The organism is Corallococcus sp. EGB (assembly GCF_019968905.1).
Taxonomy (GTDB): Bacteria; Myxococcota; Myxococcia; order Myxococcales; family Myxococcaceae; genus Corallococcus.
This window is the reverse complement of sequence record NZ_CP079946.1, coordinates 7420851-7438764: the sequence shown is the minus strand read 5'-3', so window position 1 is coordinate 7438764 and position 17914 is coordinate 7420851. Positions and strand designations below refer to the sequence as shown.

Here is a 17914-nt window from a genome sequence, read left to right as displayed (position 1 = left end):
ATGCACTCCGGGCCCGGGCGTTTCAACCGGGACGCGAGCCCTGCTGCGCGCGGGGCACGGCCTCGCGGAACAGCTTCGCGCCCACCAGGAGCGCCACGCCGCCCAGCAGCACCGGCACCGCGTTGATGGCGATGGCGGTGTGGAGGCTGGACATGTCGGCGATCTGCCCGATGAGCGTGGGAGAGATGGCGTCGCCCAGCATGTGGATGCACAGCACGTTGAGGCCCATGGCGAAGGCGCGGAACGCGGGCGGCACGCAGTTGACGATGGCCGCGTTGATGGGGCCGCTATTGAGGAAGATGAGGAACTGCGCCAGGCCAATGGCCGCGAACGTCAGCGTCGTGTCGTGCAGGTTCACCGCCAGGTACATGCACGGCGCCGCCAGCAGCAGCCCGATGCCGGACAGCCACAGGCCGCCGCCCGCGCGCCTGCGGTCCATCTTGTCGCCCAGCCAGCCGCCGGCCACGGTGCCGCTGAGGCCCGCCACCGCCGTGATGGCGCCGAACACCAGGCCCACGCGGCCCGGGTGCTCCAGCCACAGGTGGCGCTCGCGCACCAGGTACGTGGGCATCCAGAACGCCAGGCCGCCAATGGAGAACGTCATCAGCGTGTAGCCCACCGTCGTGGCCCAGAAGGCCATGTTGCGGCCCAGCCCCTGAAGGCCCTCCATGAAGGGCAGCTTGACCGCCGCGTCCGGGCCGTCCATGGCGCCGCGCTGCGGCTCCGGCATGAAGAAGGCCATGGTGCCCAGCACCAGCCCCGGCACGCCGCCCGCGAAGAACGCCACGTGCCACGAATACGTCTGCGTCAGCCACCCGCCCAGGCCGTAGCCCATGGCGGAGCCCACCGGGATGGCGATGTAGAAGTACGACAGCATCCGCGTGCGCTGCTCGCGCGGATACAGGTCGGAGATGATGGACGGCGCCACCGCGCCGTAGCCCGCCTCGCCAATGCCAATCACCGCGCGCGCCAGCAAGAGCGCCGTGAAGCTCGCGGCCAGGCCGCTGGCCCCCGTGGCCAGGCTCCACAGGATGACGCCGCCGGCCACCAGCAGCCGCCGGGGGATGCGGTCCCCCAGAAAGCCGCCCAGGGGCGACGCCAGCATGAAGACGATGATGAAGACGGTGCCCAGCAGGCCGGACTGCGCGTCGTTGATGCTGAAGTCCCTCTGAATCTCCGGCAGCGCGACGGCGATGATGTAACGGTCGAGGTAGTTGATCAGGTTGATCAACGTGAGGATGAACAGCGCATAGCCCGCCCGCACGGACTGCGTGGCGTGCGAGCTGGACGGAGCGGCGGGGGAGGAGACGTTCATGAGGGGGAGGAGCCGAAGCGGTGTGCCAGCAGACCCCAGCGCAGGCCACGGTCGCTCACGCGGCATGAATCCACGCCCAGGGCCCTCACCGCTTCGCGCAGGATGAGGGCGCCCGCGGGGATGACGTCCGCGCGCTTGGGCTGGAGGCCGGGCAGCGACCGCCGCGCGTCCAGGGGCAGGGTGCACAGCCGGTCCGTGAGCGCGTCCAGCTCGCCGCGGGACAGCGCGCCGCCATGGACCGCCTCCGCGTCGTAGGTGGCCATCTGGTGCTGCACGGCGTACAGCGTCGTCACGGTGCCGGCCACGCCCACCAGCATCGAGGCGGGCGGCGGCGGGGGCAGGGCGGAGAAGGTGTCGCGCAGATGCGCCTCGATGCCAGCGCGCTCTTCCGGAGACAGCGGGTCGGTGCGCACGTAGCGCTCCGTGAGGCGCACGGCGCCTACGTCGAAGCTGTGGCGGAAGGCCACCGTGCCGGCGTCCGTGCCGTAGATGAACTCCGTGGACCCGCCTCCGATGTCCACCACCACCAGCGGCCCCGCGGACTCACCCGCGAAGTCCTGGGCCACCGCGGCGAAGGACAGCTGCGCCTCCATCTCCCCGGGGATGATCTCCACCGTCACGTCCGCGCGGGCCCTGGCCTGGGCGATGAAGTCCGCGCCGTTCTTCGCGTCGCGCGCGGCGCTGGTGGCGGACACGGCGATGCCTTCCGCGCCCAGTTCGCGGGCCTCCTTGGCGAAGGCCACCAGCACGGCCAGCGTGGCCTCCATGCCTTCGGAGGACAGCACGCGGCTGGTGTCCACGCCCCGGCCCAGGCGCGTGATTTCGGCGCGCTCCACCACCGGTGTGAAGCGCCCGTCCGGCAGGCGATCCGCGACCAGCAGCAGCACGGAATTGGTTCCGATATCGATCGATGCGAAGCGAGGCATTCCGCGAACACTACTCAACGCAGCAGCGCTTCCAAAGCGCGCGCCAGGGCCTCGTAGTCCGCCGGACTGTTGTAGAGCTGCGCGGACAGCCGCAGGTGCCGCCGAGGCGCACGGGGCCAGGCCGTGACGGGGATCTCGATGTGGTGCTCCTCGAACAGGCGCACATGGAGGGGATCCACGTAGAGCGGCGGCTCGGGGTGCTCGGGGAAGCCATCCGGCAGGGCCACGCACGCCATGCTGCCCACCATGGACTCCGGGCACAGCGGCGTCGCATTGCCCAGCTTCGCGTCCAGCATCCTCCGGGCGGCCAGCGCCAGCTCCCGGTTGGTCGCCATCACCTCCGGCCACCCGCCCGGCACCAGTCCACCCACGACGCGGATCGCGGTGGGGATGCACAGCAAGGGCGTGGGGTCCACCGTGCCCACCCAGTCGAACTCCAGCCGGAAGCGCGAGCGGTCCGTGCGTGGCGAGTTGTGCCCGTGGCTCACCACCAGCGGCTTGAAGCCCGCCTGCAGGTCGCGGCGCACGTACAGGAACGCGGCGCCCTTCGGCGCGCACAGCCACTTGTGGCAGTTGCCGGTGTAGTACGCCGCGCCCAGCTCCTTCAGCGCCAGCGGCACCATGCCCGGCCCGTGCGCGCCGTCCACCAGCGTCTCCACGCCGCGCTCGCGCAGCTTGCGCACCAGCTCCGCCAGCGGCATCACCAGCGCCGTCTGGCTGGTGATGTGGTCCACGAGCAGGAGCCGCGTGCGCGGCGTCACCTGCGCCATCACCGCGTCCACCACGGACTGCGGCGAAGTCACGGGCCAGGGCAGCTTCGCCACCACCACCTTCACGCCCTTCTCCGCGGCGGCCACGTCCAGCGCGTTCCTGGACGCGTTGTATTCGTTGTCGGTGGTGAGCAGCTCGTCGCCGGGCTGGAAGCGCAGGTTGCGCAGCACGGTGTTCACGCCCATGGTGGCGTTGGACACGAACGCGATGTCCTCCGAGTCCGCGCCCACGAAGGCCCCGAGCGCGGCGCGCGCCTCGTCCAGCAGCCGCTCCGCCTCACGGGCGAGGAAGCGCACGGGCTCCGCCTCCAGCCGCGCCCGCAGCTCCGACTGGTGCTGGAGCACCGCCTTGGGGCTCGCGCCGAACGAACCGTGGTTGAGGAAGACGACCTGGGGATCCAACCCCCAGTGAACCTTGTGGGCGGGGAGGGGAGCGCTCATGGGGCGTGCAATGCACCCTGGCGCGTCCCCCCTGTCAACGTCACCGGCCGCCGGTGCCTACTTCGCCGCCGGAGCGTTGCCCCAGTCCGGCGTCAGCCAGCTGCTCTTCTCCATGGGGAGCGGCACCTGATTGTTACCATCGGCGGTCATCACCCACAGGTGCGCGGAGCCGGTGCGGTTGGAGCTGAACATGATGAGCCGGCCGTTGGGGGAGAAGGTGGGCTCCTCGTTGTTGCCCTGGTCCTGCGTGAGGCGCGTCACCTTGCCGGTGTCCACGTTGACCGTGAAGAGGTCGAACGCGTTGCGCTCGTCGCGCGCGGTGAAGGCGATGAGGTCCCCGCGCGGCGACCAGTCCGGCGTCTGGTTGTAGTTGCCCTGGAAGGTGAGCCGCTTCACGCCCGAGCCGTCCGCGTTCATCACGTACACCTGCGGGCTGCCGCCCCGGTTGGACACGAACGCGATGCGCTTGCCGTCCGGAGACCAGCTGGGGCTGGTGTTGAGGCCGTAGGGCGTGTCCGTGATGGCCTTGGCGCCGGAGCCGTCCGCCGCGGCGACGTAGATCTGCGCGCTCTCACCCTCCGCCAGCGCGTAGGCGATGCGCTTGCCATCCGGCGAGTACGCGATGCCCGTGGCCATCTGGCCTTCCGTCACCAGCGGCTTCGCCTCGCTGCCGGGCGTCTGCACGTAGATGTCCGGGCGGTTCTTCCGGTACGACGTGAAGGCCACCTGGCCGGACGGGCTGAGCGTGGGGAGGATGTGCGTGCCGCCCTTGGTGAGCGCCTGCGCGTTCATGCCGTCCCAGTCCGCCACGTACACGTCGCGGTTGGCGCCCGCCTTGCGCACGAAGGTGATGCGAGACAGGAAGGGGCTCGGCTCGCGGGTGAAGTGCCGGTAGAGCGCGTCCGCCAGCGCGTGCGCCAGCTGCCGGGGCTCACCGGCCGGTGCGTCCTTGGCGACCTTCAGCTCCTCCTTGCCCGTGGCCACGCTGAACAGGCGCAGCTCGCCGCGCAGCGCGCCGCCGTCCTGCGCGAGCGACACCTTCACCAGCGACTCCGCGCCCACGTCCGCCCAGCGGCTGAAGTTGATGCTGCCCGCCGTCATGCCTTCCTTGGCGTCCGCGGTGAAGCCCGCGCGGTCCAGCACCTGGAAGATGCCGGAGGCGGTGAGGTCGTACGTGAAGGCGCTGTCGAAGGTCTGCGCCGCCTTCTTGTCCGCGCCCTCCTGCACCACGGGCGCGGGGGCCGCGAGCGGCAGCGGGCGGAAGTTCGCGCCGGAGATTTCGATGACGGGCGCCTGCGCCAGCACCAGCGCGGGGACCAGGAGGAGCGACAGCAGGAGGGCTTTCATGGGCTGAACACCAGGACGACGCCGTTCTTCTGGAGCGCGTCGCGAAGCGCTTCGGGGGGAGGAGAGAAGGGAGACGCCTTGCGCACGGCGGCCACCACCGCCGCGTCGAACAAATCATTGCCGCTGGGCTTGGCCAGGCTCACGTCCAGCACTTCACCCGCGCGGCCCAGCTTCATGGCCACCTGCGCCTTGAGGTACAGGCGCTCCGCGTCCGGGATGGTGTCCGCCACGTTGTAGTGACGGCGCACCTGGGACTTCAAAAGGCCGTAGTACCGCTCGCCCTCCGCCACCGCGGAATCGCCGTCCGGGTCGCCGTCCTCGGCGCCCTCCAGCTCCTGCGGCTCCGTGGGCTTCGCGGACTTGTCGAACGCGCCGAAGAGCTTCTTGCGCCGGTCCTCCGCGCTCGCCTCGCCCTTCTGGGGCGCGGGGGCCGGGGTGGGCTTCACGCCGGGCACCGCCACGGCGTTGGGGGAGGGCGCGGGCACGTCCGCGGGCGGCGTGGGCGTGGGCTTCGCCACGACCTCCTTGGGCGGCGGCTGGGGCTCCTCCTTGCGCGGCAGGAGCTTGGGGTCGCGCGGCTTGCCCAGGCGCACCAGCGACGCGTTGATGGGCTTCTGATCCAGGTCCACCTTCGGCGCGGACGTGAAGCGCGCGTAGAACAGCGCCGCCGCGACCACCGCCACGTGCCCGGCCACGGAGACGACGAGGAAGCGCGACAGCCGCGTGGGCCGGCTCACCAGCAGGCTGTGGGTCACCGCGGAGCTCATGGGCTAGCGCTTCGCCTCCTGGGGCTTGCCCTTGCCGCCGGAGGCGGGGGCCTTGCCGGAGTTGGACGCCTTGGAGCCCTTGGCCGGTTCCGTGATCATCCCCACGTTGGAGATGCCCGCGCGCTGGGCCGCGGCCATCACCTCCACCACCACGCCGTAGGGCACGTCCCGGTCCGCGTGGAGATACACCTCCTTGTCCGCCTGCGCCTTGGCGTTGGCGGCGAGCTTCGTCTCCAGCTCCTCCAGCGGCACCTCCGCGTCCCCGATGTAGACCTTGCGCCCCGCGTCGATGGAGAGGACGACCTTCTTCTCCGTCGCCTCCACCGGGGCCGCCTTCGTCTCCGGGAGGTTCACCTTCACGCCCTGCTGGATGAGGGGCGCCGTCACCATGAAGATGATGAGCAGCACCAGCATCACGTCCACCATGGGCGTGACGTTGATCTCGCTCATGGTGGTGCGGCCACCGCCGCCCTTGCCTCCGCCCATGCCCATGTGACGGGTCCCCTAGCGGAAGAAGTGCCGCTTGATGATGTTGAGGAAGTCCGCGGAGAAGTTGGACATCTCCGTGTCGAACACCTTGATGCGGCTGACGAACGAGTTGTACGCGACCACCGCCGGGATGGCCGCGAACAGCCCCGCCGCCGTGGCGAACAGCGCGTTGCCCACCGGCGCCGCCACCGTGGCCAGCGTCGCGTTGCCCTGCTCCGCGATGTTGTTGAACGCGCCCAGGATGCCAATCACCGTGCCGAACAGCCCCACGAACGGCGACGCGGAGCCCACCGTGCCCAGGAAGGACACGCGGTTCTCCAGCTCCGTGATCTGCGCCGTGGCCGCGCGGTTGAGCGCGCGCTCCACGTTCTCAATGCCGCCCAGCTTGGCGCTCATCGCGTCCTCGGTGCCGCCTTCCTTGGCGTTGCCCGTCTGCGCCAGCTTGCTCAGCTCCTCGTAGCCCGCGCAGAACACCTTCGACAGCGGCGAGCCCTCCAGCTTCTGGGCGGACTGGTAGATGGCCTCCAGCCGCGAGGCCTTCCAGAACGTGTCGAGAAAGGTGAGCGACTGGGCGCGGGCGCGCGACAGCTGGGTGGCCTTCATGGCGATGAGCGCCCAGGAGGCGACCGAGACGGCCATGAGGAGCAGGAGCACCGCGAGTTCGATGAACGACGCGTCGCGGATGATCTCCACGTAGTTCATGGCGCCAAAGGCCAGGGGCAGGTGGGGTATCATGAGGTCCAGCGCGTAACATTCCGTCCTCGGGTGGGTCAAACCCGCCGATAACGCCCGGTTGCTTTGGACGGCACTGAATAATTCCCGAGGCTGGTCGTCTTGAGGGGTGTTCCGGGCCGACGACCTCAACCATCCCGAACCACGGATGCCCACCATGAACGCGAGAACGCTCGCCGCATTCCTCTGTCTCACCTCTGGACTCACCGGCTGCATCATCGAGGACCACCGCCTGCCCGGCGACGTCAGGATGTCGTGGAGCTTCGACGGTGCCACCTGCGGCCAGATGCGGGACATCGACGGTGTCGACATCTACATCGACGGCGAGCGGCTGGAGGGTGACGGCAAGTATCCCTGCTCGGCGAACGGGTTCGACGGCATCGTCCTGCACGACTTCGCGCCCGGCACGTACTCGTTCACGGCGCAGGCGGTGGACTACCAGGGGAAGGCGGTCTACTCGTACCGCGGCAGCTTCACAGTGGACGGCAACGTGGCGGTGTCCGTCAACTTCAACACGGGCCGCACGGGCAGCACGTCCTACGCCTACGTGAACTGGCTGTTCCCGACGGAGGCGGGCTCGTACTACCCCTCGTGCAGCCAGGCGGGGGTCGCCTATGTGGACGCCCGCGTGGATGACGGTGCGTGGGCGCGCTTCAACTGCAACGAGGGCAGCCAGGGCCGCTACGTGGAGACGCCGGACATCGCGCCCGGGCAGCACTACCTGGAGATCGTGGCCATCGACTCGCTGGAGCGCCCCCTCTACTACTACGGCGGCGGCTTCACCACGCAGGCCAACATCCCGGCCTCCATCACGGCGAACACCTGGGTGATTGGCGGCGCCGCGGTGGGCTGGCAGCTCTATGAGAATGGCAATCCGCTCAGCTGCGCCCAGGCCGGCGTGACCGAGGTGGGCATCAACTTCCAGGACGTGCACACCAGCGAATGGGTCTACGGCGACGCGGGCCAGTGGTTCTCCTGCAAGGAGTCCCCGGCCGTCTTCGAGTTCCTGCGCCCCGGTGAGTACTACGTGTCTCTGCAGGCGAACGGCACGAGCGGCCGCCGCTACATCTCGCCCCGGGGGGCGAATATGCTGAGCCTGCGCGTCTACGCCCACGACTTCCCGGGCTCGCAGGGAGCCCCCATCGCGCCGCTCGACCGCGTGCAGTAGTCACAGGTCCACCCGGACCGGGCGTCACGAAAGGGTCGGCGGCCTTCCAGGCTTCCGGCCCTTCGTGCGTTCCGGGGGCGCGTGGCCGCGAGCGGGCGTTGGCATCAAACGTGATAGGGACTGCCCCCATGCGGCAAGACAGCCACGGTCCCATCGGCGTGTTCGACTCCGGCATCGGAGGGCTCACGGTCCTCAAGGCGCTCATGGCGCGGCTCCCCCACGAGCGCACGCTCTACCTGGGAGACACCGCCCGGGTGCCCTACGGCACCAAGTCCGGCGAGGTGGTGACGCGCTACTCGCTGAAGAACGCGGAGTTCCTCCTGGAGCGCGGCATCAAGCTCCTGGTGGTGGCGTGCAACACCGCCTCCGCCGCGGCGCTGCCCGCCCTCCAGGCCGCGCTGCCGGTGCCAGTGCTGGGCGTGATTGAGCCCGGGGCCCGCACGGCGCTCCAGCGCACCCGGGGCGGCGGGGTGGGCGTCATCGGGACGCCGGGCACCGTGCGCTCCGGCGCGTACCAGCGGGCGCTGGAGGCGGGCAATCCGAAGGTCGCGGTGAAGTCCAGGGCGTGCCCGCTCTTCGTGCCCCTGGCGGAGGAGGGGTGGACCACCGGCGACGTGCCGCTGCTCGTGGCCCGCGAATACCTGGCCGGCTTCGCGCGCGACGGCGTGGACACGCTGGTGCTGGGCTGCACCCACTACCCGCTGCTCAAGGGCGTCATCGCCGAGGTCGTGGGGCCGCACGTGTCGCTGGTGGACTCGGCGGAGGCCACGGCGGAGGCGGTGGCGGAGCTGCTGGGAGAGAAGGGGCTGCTGGCGCCGCCGGGTTCCGCGGGCGCGCCGGAGCACGCCTTCTTCGTCACCGACGTGCCGGAGCGCTTCGTGGAGGTGGGGGCCCGCTTCCTGGGGCGCCCCATCCCTTCCGCGGAGCAGGTGGACCTGCGCTTCTAGCCGGGGTGTGGCCGCCGGGCCTCACCTTCCGCACGCGCCCGTCAGGGCAGGGGGCGCGTGGAGACGCTGGGGGCGGGCTCCTCGGAGGCCTTGAGCAGCTCCTTGGCCGCCTGGAGCACGGGCACCTCCTGCGCGCCGTCCACGGCGACGAGCGCCCGGGCGGCCTCGGTGCCGATGTCGTCCTGGCGCGGCAGCTGGCCGGTGGCCCAGGTGATGAGCCGCTCCATCAGCGGGAAGAAGTGGATCATCTTCAGCGGCTTGTTCATCCAGCCCACGGTGATGCAGTAGTACTGGTTGAAGGGCGCCGTGTGGTGGATGCGGTGGTGGTCCGGCGGCAGGATGAGGTGCACGCGCTGGAGGAAGCCGATGATCGCGGGCGGCGCGTCCAGGTGCGACCACTTGTGGAACTGGTTGGTCGCCATCACCCAGAAGATCATCGCGCCCAGGAACGCGGCCAGGAACACCCAGCCCGGGCCGTTGAGCGGAACGGCCACCGCGAGCGCAGCCACCGGCAGCGACACCAGGCAGTTGTTGCCGTTGGTCTCCACGAAGTCGTGGCGGGTGATGGCCTTCTCGTCCACGTGGTGCTCGCGGAAGGGGCGGATGAACGCCTTGCCCAGCACGGGCATCTCCGTGGAGCCCCAGGTGTCGCCCATCCAGTGGACCAGGCCGGACACGAAGTCCGCGGCCAGGTAGCCCAGCACCACCGCCAGGATCAGCAGCCACGGCCCCGTGTGGTGGGTGCTCCAGAGCTTGTAGACGAGCGCGCTCTCCAGCCCCACGAACGCGATGATGGAGGCGATCTCCATGGCGCGGATGGCGGGCGAGTAGCCCTGCGCCAGGGTCTGCGCATCCTGCAGGCGGACCTTGTCCGCGATGGTGTCCGGCTTTTTCATCGGTGGTGTTCCGGCCGCGGCAGGGAGCGAGGGACTGACGGCGCGATCGTCAGAGGGGTTTACGTACCCCAGGCCGTTTCGGCTTTTCAACAGAGCCGCCCATGCCCGCCAGGCTGGTGTCCTCGTGTGGATCCGTACACCGAGCGTCGCGGGAGGTGACGGACGCACACCCCGGGGAGCGGGCAGGCACGCGTAAAAGTGATGCGGAGCGCGTGACGCTTACCTTGTGAAGCCTGGACCCCGCTGCTACGGTGCCCGACCTCGGCAATGGCGAAAACCTTCGAAAAAGCCGTCACCGGCTTCAATCACAACATCAAGCACAAGGGGAAGGTCTACCACGTCCAGACCGAGGACTCGGGCGTCAACAACCCCCACATCATCACCCACCTGTTCGTGGGCGGGAACATCCTCGCGTCGAAGAAGACGTCCTACGCGGACATCCTCAACGCGGAGAACCTGGCGGAGGTCGTGCGCGAGTTGATGGAGGAGCAGCACAAGGAGATGCTGCGCAACCTCATCAACGGCGTGTACGACAACTACGAGTCCACGGTCCGTTCGTACCAGCCGGGCCAGCTCGCCACGGACGCGGAGGTGGCCGCGCAGCCCAAGCTGCCGCAAGCGCCCGCGCAGCCGCGCCCGCCCACGCCGCCGCCTCCTCCCGCCGCGGCCCCCGCCGTCCAGCTGCCTCCGGAAGTGGCCGCCGCGCGCGCCCTGAAGGAGAAGCCGCGGATCAACGAGGTGGGCGTGGAGACGCTCTTCGGAGAGGATCTCATCTCCGAGAAGAGCCTGGACGAGGTCATCCTCAGCTACCTGGCGAGCGAGGGCGAGCCCTCGTAGTCCTCACCCGCCGTGCGGACCTCCGGACGCGCCCGGCCCGTTCCTGGGCGGGCTCCGGGGGCGTGGTACGCTCTGCCGGAAGGCCCCGCGCTGCTCCGGTCATGATCCAGTTCTTCCACGTCTACAAGGCGTATCCCGGCGATCCGCCGGTGTTGCAGGACATCAACCTGAACGTGGAGAAGGGCGAGTTCGTCTTCCTTACCGGCCCGTCCGGCGCCGGGAAGACGACGCTGCTCAAGCTCATCTTCTGCGGGGAGAAGGCCACCAAGGGGCAGATCCTGGTGGGCGGCAAGAACATCGCGCGCATCCGCGAGTCGGCGGTGCCGTACCTGCGGCGCAACATCGGGGTGGTGTTCCAGGACTTCAAGCTGCTGCCCCACCGCACCGTCGCGGACAACGTGGGCTTCACGCTGGACGTGCTGGGCGTGCCCCGTCCGGAGGCGCGGGAGAAGGTGCACCGGATGCTCAAGCTGGTGGGGCTGGAGCACAAGGCGAACTCGCTGCCGCTGCGGCTGTCGGGTGGAGAGCAGCAGCGCGTGGTGATTGCGCGCGCGCTGGTGAACGACCCCACCATCCTCCTGGCGGACGAGCCCACGGGGAACCTGGACCCGGCGCTCACCGTGGAAATCATGGACCTGCTCACGGACATCAACATCCGGGGCACCACGGTGATGGTGGCCACGCACGACGCCACGCTGCTGTCGCGCTACCAGAAGCGCACGGTGCGCCTGGAGCGCGGGCTCATCGTCTCCGACGAGGACGGCGTCAAGGCGGCGCGGCGGATGCTCGTATGAGCGTGCTGTCGAAGGCGGCCTACTTCTGGCGCTCGGCGGCCGGGGGACTGAAGCACTCGCCCTTCGTGCACTTCATCGCCGTGTCCACCATCGCCATCGCGCTGTTCGCGGCGGGGCTGGCGCGCGGCGCGTCGCACGTGGTGGACAACCTGCTCGCGTCGCTGGGCGGCGAGGTGGAGGTGACGCTCTACCTGGCGCCGCAATTGGGCGAGGACGAGGTGCACGGCGTGTACTCGCGCGTGGTGGAGCTGAGCCACGGCGAGGTGACGCTGGTGCCTCCGGCCGCGGCGCTGCAGCGGCTCAAGCGCGAGCTGGGCGACCTGGGCGAGGCGCTGTCGGAGCTGCCGGAGAACCCGCTGCCCGCGACGCTGGAGCTGCGCGTGCCGGAGTCGCGCCGTTCCCCCTCGGCGCTGGCGGCCCTGGCGAAGGAGCTGCGCGCGCTGCCCGGCGTCACCGGCGTGGACTACGGCGAGGCCGCGGTGGAGCGGCTGTCCGCCATCGGCCGCGCGCTGAGCTTCGGGGCGCTGGTGGCGCTGGTGGTGGTGCTGGGGACGACGGTCGTCATCGTGGCGGCCACGCTCCAACTGGCCATCTATTCGCGGCGCGAGGAGATTGAAATCCAGAAGCTGGTGGGCGCCACGGACCGCTTCGTGAAGGCGCCGTTCCTCCTGGAGGGGCTGCTCCAGGGGCTCCTGGGCGCGCTGGTGGCGGTGGGCGGGCTGTGGCTGTTCGGCCGGCTGATGGGGCCCACGCTGGGCTCGCTCTTCGCGTTCCTCCTGGGGCCGGGCGTGGCCGCGCCGTGGGTGGAGACGCGCACCGCGCTGGAGCTGCTCGTGGCCGGCTGCGCGCTGGGCCTGGGCGGCAGCTTCGTGGCGGTGGGGCGCTTCCTGCGCGTATGAGCTGGCTCGCGCAGGCCATGGTGGCCACGCGGTGGCCGCGTCCGGGCGAGGCGGTCCTCGCACGCCTGGGCCCGCTCGCGAGGGCCGGGCGGTGTTTCCATCGCGGGGGCGCGCTGGCGTCGCTCATGAGGCGCTTCGTGTGGCTCGGTGTGCTCCTGGGCGCGACCGCCGCGTTCGCCCAGCAGTCAGAAGAGGTGGAGCGCTCGGCCATCCGCGAGAAGCTGGCCGCGCAGCGCGCGACGCTGGCCCTGGTGGAGGCGAAGAAGCTGTCCGTGCTGGAGGGCATGGAGCTGATGGAGGACATGGCCGCCTTCTCCCGCCGCCGCGTGCGCGCGCTGGAGGGCGACCTGAACCTCTTCCGCCGCCGCGTCGCGCTCGCGGAGCGCGAGGAGGCCGTGCTGCGCGAAGCCCTGCGCGCCCAGTTGCGCCGGTTGTCCCCGCGCCTGCGCACGCTGTACCGGCTCCAGCGCCGCCGTCCGCTGGAGGTGCTCCTGTCCGCGGACGACTTCGCCGCGCTCATGTGGCGCGCGCGCGCGCTGGAGGCCAGCATGGCGGGCGACCTGGAGCTCCTGCGCACCGTGCAGCACGTGGCGACCCTCCAGCGGCAGGCGACGCTGGAGCTGAAGCGGCTGCACAGCTCGCTTTCACAGCGCGTGGCCTTCCTCCAGCAGCAGTCGAAGCAGGCCCAGGCGCAGCAGGAGGCGCTGGAGGAGGTCGTGGGGAAGCTGGCCGGCGAGGCGGAGCTGGCGAAGCGCGCCGTGCGCGAACTGGAGGGCGCGGACGCGGAGCTCACCCGCATGCTGGCGGACCTGCACGAGGCCCCCGCGACCAGCGGCTTCGGCGCCCTGAAGGGCAAGCTGCCCCGGCCCGTGGCCGGCGTCGTGGAGGTGGGCTTCGGCCGCGTGGTGAACCCGCGCTTCAACACCGTCACCGTGCAGAAGGGCGTGGACATCCGCGCTCCGGCGGGCACCCCCGTGCACGCCGTGGCCGAGGGCACCGTCGTCTACGCGGGCTGGCTGCGCGGCTACGGCAACCTCCTCATCGTCGACCATGGTGATGACTTCCACACCCTCGTCGCCCACCTCTCCACCATCGCCGTCGCCGTGGGCGCGCGCGTGGCCCCGGGCGACGTGGTCGGGGAGGTGGGGGACACCGGCTCCCTCAAGGGCGCCTACCTGTACTTCGAGGTCCGCCGCGCCGGGCAGGCAGTCGACCCCGCGCCCTGGCTGGCCCCCGCCACCGCCGCCGCCGGGACGCCCTGACACTGTCCCTTTTGATGCGCTGCGTCCAAGATGCGGGAGCGTTAGAAGTGGGTGGTCGTCGGTGGACGAAGGAGGCCCTCGCGTGGACCTGTTGGGTGGGATGCAGGAGGTGATGCGCCGCGTGCTGGTGTCGCGCGGCGTGACGTCGGAGACGGTGACCGTCGGTGGGCAGGCGGTGCACCACTACGCGCTGGAGGGGCAGGGCAAGGGGCCGCCGGTGGTGCTGGTGCACGGGCTGGCGGGGTCCGCCAACGGCTTCGCGCGCACGTTCCTCGGGCTGGGCAAGCGCTTCTCGCGCGTCCTCGCGCCGGACCTGCCGGGCCACGGCTTCTCCGGCGAGTTCTGCGGCGGGCCCATCTGCGTGCAGAGCCACTTCGACGTGCTGCGCGGCTACGTCGAGACGGTGGTGAAGACGCCCGCTCTCGTGGTGGGCAACTCGCTGGGCGGGGCCATGGCCGTCAACCTGGCCGCCGAGCATCCCGCCTGGGTGAAGGCGCTGGCGCTGGCGGCGCCCGCGGGCGCGGAGCTGACGCCGCAAGCCCTGGCGGCGCTCCTGGGCCACTTCGCGGTGAAGTCGAGCGCGGACGTCCGCGCCCTCACGCGCAAGCTCTTCCACCGTCCACCCCTGGGGGCGCTGCTGCTCGCGCCGGCGTTGCGCAGCCTCTACACGACGCCCACGGTGCAGGCGCTCGCGGCGGACGCGCTCGCGACGCAGGCGAGCATCGCGCCCCAGGCCGTGCGGGACCTGAAGATGCCGGTGCTCTTCCTCTGGGGCGGCAGCGAGCGGCTGCTGCCCCCGGAGATCCTGGCCTGGTACCGGCAGCACCTGCCCGCCCACGCGGAGGTGCACGTGGTGGACGGCTTTGGCCATGTGCCGCAGATGGAGCGGCCGGACGCGTTCGTGTCCCACCTGGTGGGCTTCGCGGACCGGGCCGGCCTCTAAGGGCGGGAATCGTCCGCCGGGCCGGGTGTAGACTCGGGGGCCTTGCGACGGCCCCTTCCACCCGACCCCCGAGGACGCGCTCCCGTGACCCGTTTCCCGAAGCCATGGCGCATGGGATTCGCCGCGCTCCTCCTGTGGGGGGCGCCCGCGCTCGCGCAGAAGCCGGCGGACGCGGCCGGCCGGGACGAATCCGCGTACCGCCAGCTGGAGCTGTTCGCGCGGGTGCTCTCCTACGTGGAGAACAACTACGTGGAGAGCGTGGACCGCAAGACGCTCATCCAGGGCGCCATCCAGGGGATGCTCGACACGTTGGATCCGCACACCGTCTTCATGCCGCCGGAGATCTTCCGGGAGATGAAGATCGACACGTCCGGCGAGTTCGGCGGCCTGGGCATTGAGATTACGCGCAAGGGTGACCGGCTGGTGGTGGTGGCGCCCATCGACGACACGCCCGCGGCGCGCGCCGGCATCAAGGCCGGGGACGAGCTGCTCGCCATCGACGGCGAGAGCACCCAGGGCATGGACCTGGCGCGCGCGCTCCAGAAGATGCGCGGGCCGGCGGGTGGCCGCGTGCTGCTCACGCTGATGCGCGCGGGCTTCAACGCGCCCCGGGAGCTGGCCATCCTGCGCGACCACATCCGCATCGTGTCCGTGGAGGGCGCGCTCTACGACGGCATCGGCCACGTGAAGGTGAAGAACTTCCAGGACCGCACGGACCAGTCGCTGAAGAAGGAACTGGACCGGCTGCGCGCGCTCAACGGCGGCAAGGAGCTGGACGGCCTGGTGCTGGACCTGCGCAACAACCCCGGCGGCCTGTTGGATCAGGCCGTGGCCATGAGCGACCGCTTCCTGCCGGGCAACCTGCCCATCGTGTCCACGCGCGGGCGCGACGGCCGCAACGCCTCCGAGGAGCGGAGCCGCGACCGCGACACGGAGAAGGACTACCCGATGGTCGTCCTGGTCAACGCGGGCAGCGCCTCCGCGTCCGAAATCGTCGCGGGCGCGCTCCAGGACCACGGCCGCGCCGTCATCATGGGCACGCAGACCTTCGGCAAGGGCAGCGTGCAGACCATCATCGAGCTGGAGGACGGCTCCGGCCTGAAGCTCACCATCGCGCGCTACTACACGCCCAAGGGCCGCAGCATCCAGGAGAAGGGCATCACGCCGGACTTCCTCGTGCCGGAGGATGCGTCCGGCAAGGCGGGGAGTGACGCGCCGCGGGAGAAGGACCTGCGGCGTCACTTCAAGGCGGAGCCGTCCCAGACGACTTCGGAGGTCGCGGCCCCGCCCAAGGCGCTGCCCGCGAACCTGAAGGACTGGGCGGTGACGGCGAAGCTCGCGGATCCACAGCTGAAGGTCGCGCTCAACTACCTCCATGGGTTGGCGCCCGCGCCCGCGTCCCGGGCCTCCGGGAGCACCGCGGGTCGCTGAAACCCCTTTCGAGGCTGGCGTTCCGCCGCGCAGTGCGTGTAATGCGCACAGCAACGAGGGAGACCGGATGCGACGTCCTTTCAATCGCGCGCTGCACGCGACGCTCAGTGGCTGGCTGGTGGGAATGCTGGCCGTGGGCCCCGCGGCCGCGCAGCAACAACACGTTTCTCTGCGGCTGATGCCGCGAACGCTGCCGGCGGCGGCGGGCCCCCGCGTGGCGGTGGTGGCCATTCCCGTGGATGCCTCGCTCGAGGGTGAGGCCCTGGCGCTGACGCACTGGGCGGAGCAGGCCGTGGCGCGCTCCGGCCGGCTGGAGCTGGTGCGGCTGACGGACGCGCTGGATGCCCAGGGCGCGAGCACGCGCCAGGAGAAGGCGGTGGAGGGCAACGCCGCGTTCAAGGACGGCGCCAAGGCGTACGACGAACTGGACACCGTGAAGGCGCTCCAGAGCTTCGACAAGGCGGTGAAGGCCTACGAGCAGTCGGACCTGTCGCGCGCGTTCCCGCTGCTCAGCCGCGCTCGGGTGATGAAGGCCGCCACGCAGGTGGCCAACGGGGAGAACAAGGCCGCGGAGCTGGAGATGCGCGGCGTGCTCGCGGTGGATCCGCGCGCGACCTTCAACCCCAACTACTTCCCGCCCGAGGAAATCGCCTTCGTGGAGAAGGAGCGCAAGGCGCAGCTGGAGGGCGCGCAGGCCACGCTGAACGTGCGCACGCAGCCCGTCCCCGCGCAGGTGTTCGTGGACGGCACCTACAAGGGCGTGTCCCCGCTGACGCTCACGGGCCTGACGCGCGCGGACCACTACGTGACGCTGGTGGCGCCGGGCTTCGCCGTGACGGAAGGGCGCGCTCGCGAGGGCGATGCGTCCTTCACGCTCACGAAGCTGCCGGTGCAGCAGCGCTACGCGGCGCTCGTGGAGCGCATCGCGAAGAACCCCGACGACGAGGAGCGCGACCAGGCGCTGCAGGAGCTGGGCGTGCTCGCGGGCGTGCCGCAGGTGCTGGCGCTGGTGGTGCGCGGCGGCCCGGGCAACGCGCCGCTGACCGTCACCGGCCTGCGCATGGACGTGGCGGACGGCCACAACCAGGCGTACGCGCTGGGCCAGGTGCCGCGCGGCGACGCGATGGCCACGGGCTCCGAGGCGCTCCTGACGGGGCTCGTCGCCCAGGACGCGGCGCGCGTCAACGGCAAGCCGGTGAAGCACTTCTCCAGCGGCGGGGGCGTGAGCCGTCAGACCGCCGGCTACGTGCTCCTGGCCACGGGCGTGGCGCTGCTGGCGGGAGGCATCTACTTCGGCCTGGAGGCCTCCTCGAAGGCGGACGCGTTCAAGACCGCGCCCCAGGGCAGCTCGCGCGCGGATGACCTGAAGAGCACCGGCAAGACGTACGCGCTGGTGGCGGACATCGGCGTGGTGCTGGGCCTGGTGTCCGCGGGCGCCGGCAGCTACCTGGCGTTCTACAAGAAGGGTGGGGGCTCGTCGTCCAGCGCCCCCGCGCCCACGACGTCCGAGCGCGCCACTCCGGCCCGTGACGCGAAGGCCATGGACAAGGCGCTGCCCATGCCGCCGCCCCCGCCCGCCGCCAGGACGGAGCCGGCCCCCAAGGCGAACGCCGCGTCCACGCCCGCCGCCGAGGCGGCCCCGGCGAACACGCCCCCGCCGCCCGTCTTCGATCCGCCCCCGCAGCCGCCGCCCTCGCAGCCCGCCCGGAAGATGACGCGCAAGGAGCGCGAGGCCGAGGCGAAGCGCCAGCGCGAGGAGGCGGCCCGCCTCAAGCACGAGGAGGAGCAGCGCCAGAAGGAAGAGGAGGCCCGGCGCAAGCACGAGGAAGAGGCGAAGCGCAAGGCGGACGAGGAGGCGAAGCGCAAGGCGGAGGAAGAGGCCAAGCGCAAGCGCGAGGAAGAGAAGAAGCGCCCCAAGCTCGACGAAGACGATCTCCGGAACTACTAGCC

The 17914-nt window shown here is 70.8% G+C and carries 17 protein-coding genes; 9 read left to right on the top strand and 8 right to left on the bottom strand.

Features of this window, described 5'->3' with window-relative positions; genetic code table 11:
- Window positions 1-22: 22 nt before the first annotated feature.
- From KYK13_RS30295 to KYK13_RS30265, 7 genes are read right to left on the bottom strand one after another with little or no spacing between them, the layout of a single operon-like run.
- Window positions 23-1315: an MFS transporter gene (locus KYK13_RS30295; RefSeq protein WP_223636742.1), complete on the bottom strand. Its 1293-nt coding sequence runs from the start codon at window positions 1313-1315 to the stop codon at window positions 23-25.
- Complete coding sequence (locus tag KYK13_RS30290) at window positions 1312-2241, bottom strand: Ppx/GppA phosphatase family protein (RefSeq protein WP_223636739.1); 930 nt, start codon at window positions 2239-2241, stop codon at window positions 1312-1314. Before KYK13_RS30290 ends, KYK13_RS30295 begins: the two co-directional genes overlap by 4 nt.
- A gap of 14 nt (window positions 2242-2255) precedes the next feature.
- On the bottom strand, window positions 2256-3452 hold the full coding sequence (locus KYK13_RS30285; RefSeq protein WP_223636737.1) for an aminotransferase class V-fold PLP-dependent enzyme: 1197 nt from the start codon (window positions 3450-3452) through the stop codon (window positions 2256-2258).
- Window positions 3453-3509: 57 nt separating this feature from the next.
- Window positions 3510-4799 carry a DPP IV N-terminal domain-containing protein gene (locus KYK13_RS30280; RefSeq protein ID WP_223636735.1) on the bottom strand — a complete coding sequence of 430 codons (1290 nt, stop codon included), beginning with the start codon at window positions 4797-4799 and terminating at the stop codon, window positions 3510-3512.
- A complete protein-coding gene (locus tag KYK13_RS30275) occupies window positions 4796-5566 on the bottom strand; it encodes a TonB family protein (protein ID WP_223636733.1) in 771 nt (256 codons plus the stop codon). Before KYK13_RS30275 ends, KYK13_RS30280 begins: the two co-directional genes overlap by 4 nt.
- A gap of 3 nt (window positions 5567-5569) precedes the next feature.
- Window positions 5570-6058: a protein TolR gene (gene tolR / locus KYK13_RS30270; RefSeq protein WP_223636731.1), complete on the bottom strand. Its 489-nt coding sequence runs from the start codon at window positions 6056-6058 to the stop codon at window positions 5570-5572.
- Window positions 6059-6070: 12 nt separating this feature from the next.
- Window positions 6071-6790 (bottom strand): MotA/TolQ/ExbB proton channel family protein, encoded by a 720-nt coding sequence (locus KYK13_RS30265; protein ID WP_223636730.1) that lies wholly within the window; start codon window positions 6788-6790, stop codon window positions 6071-6073.
- 154 nt (window positions 6791-6944) lie between these two features.
- Here KYK13_RS30265 and KYK13_RS30260 point away from each other — a divergent pair, with 154 nt between their 5' ends.
- Both KYK13_RS30260 and murI read left to right on the top strand, forming a co-directional pair.
- Window positions 6945-7955 carry a hypothetical protein gene (locus tag KYK13_RS30260; protein WP_223636728.1) on the top strand — a complete coding sequence of 337 codons (1011 nt, stop codon included), beginning with the start codon at window positions 6945-6947 and terminating at the stop codon, window positions 7953-7955.
- Between the two features lie 128 nt (window positions 7956-8083).
- The gene (gene murI, locus KYK13_RS30255; protein ID WP_223636726.1) at window positions 8084-8902 is read left to right on the top strand and encodes a glutamate racemase; all 819 of its coding nucleotides are present in this window, start codon (window positions 8084-8086) and stop codon (window positions 8900-8902) included.
- A gap of 41 nt (window positions 8903-8943) precedes the next feature.
- Here the strand turns inward: murI and carF are convergent, their stop codons facing one another.
- The gene (carF, locus tag KYK13_RS30250) at window positions 8944-9798 is read right to left on the bottom strand and encodes a plasmanylethanolamine desaturase (protein ID WP_223636724.1); all 855 of its coding nucleotides are present in this window, start codon (window positions 9796-9798) and stop codon (window positions 8944-8946) included.
- Between the two features lie 267 nt (window positions 9799-10065).
- Between carF and KYK13_RS30245 the strand changes: the two genes are divergently transcribed.
- The 7 genes from KYK13_RS30245 (at window position 10066) to KYK13_RS30215 (ending at window position 17912) form a co-directional block, all read left to right on the top strand.
- Window positions 10066-10635, top strand: a complete 570-nt coding sequence (locus tag KYK13_RS30245; protein ID WP_223636722.1) for a hypothetical protein — start codon at window positions 10066-10068, stop codon at window positions 10633-10635.
- Between the two features lie 101 nt (window positions 10636-10736).
- Complete coding sequence (gene ftsE, locus KYK13_RS30240; RefSeq protein ID WP_223636721.1) at window positions 10737-11429, top strand: cell division ATP-binding protein FtsE; 693 nt, start codon at window positions 10737-10739, stop codon at window positions 11427-11429.
- Window positions 11426-12328 carry an ABC transporter permease gene (locus tag KYK13_RS30235; protein WP_223636718.1) on the top strand — a complete coding sequence of 301 codons (903 nt, stop codon included), beginning with the start codon at window positions 11426-11428 and terminating at the stop codon, window positions 12326-12328. Before ftsE ends, KYK13_RS30235 begins: the two co-directional genes overlap by 4 nt.
- Before the next feature lie 125 nt (window positions 12329-12453).
- The gene (locus KYK13_RS30230; protein ID WP_223636716.1) at window positions 12454-13590 is read left to right on the top strand and encodes a murein hydrolase activator EnvC; all 1137 of its coding nucleotides are present in this window, start codon (window positions 12454-12456) and stop codon (window positions 13588-13590) included.
- Between the two features lie 82 nt (window positions 13591-13672).
- Complete coding sequence (locus KYK13_RS30225; protein ID WP_223636714.1) at window positions 13673-14533, top strand: alpha/beta fold hydrolase; 861 nt, start codon at window positions 13673-13675, stop codon at window positions 14531-14533.
- A gap of 84 nt (window positions 14534-14617) precedes the next feature.
- On the top strand, window positions 14618-15964 hold the full coding sequence (locus KYK13_RS30220; protein WP_223636712.1) for a S41 family peptidase: 1347 nt from the start codon (window positions 14618-14620) through the stop codon (window positions 15962-15964).
- 67 nt (window positions 15965-16031) lie between these two features.
- Window positions 16032-17912, top strand: a complete 1881-nt coding sequence (locus KYK13_RS30215; protein ID WP_223636710.1) for a PEGA domain-containing protein — start codon at window positions 16032-16034, stop codon at window positions 17910-17912.
- Window positions 17913-17914: the final 2 nt, after the last annotated feature.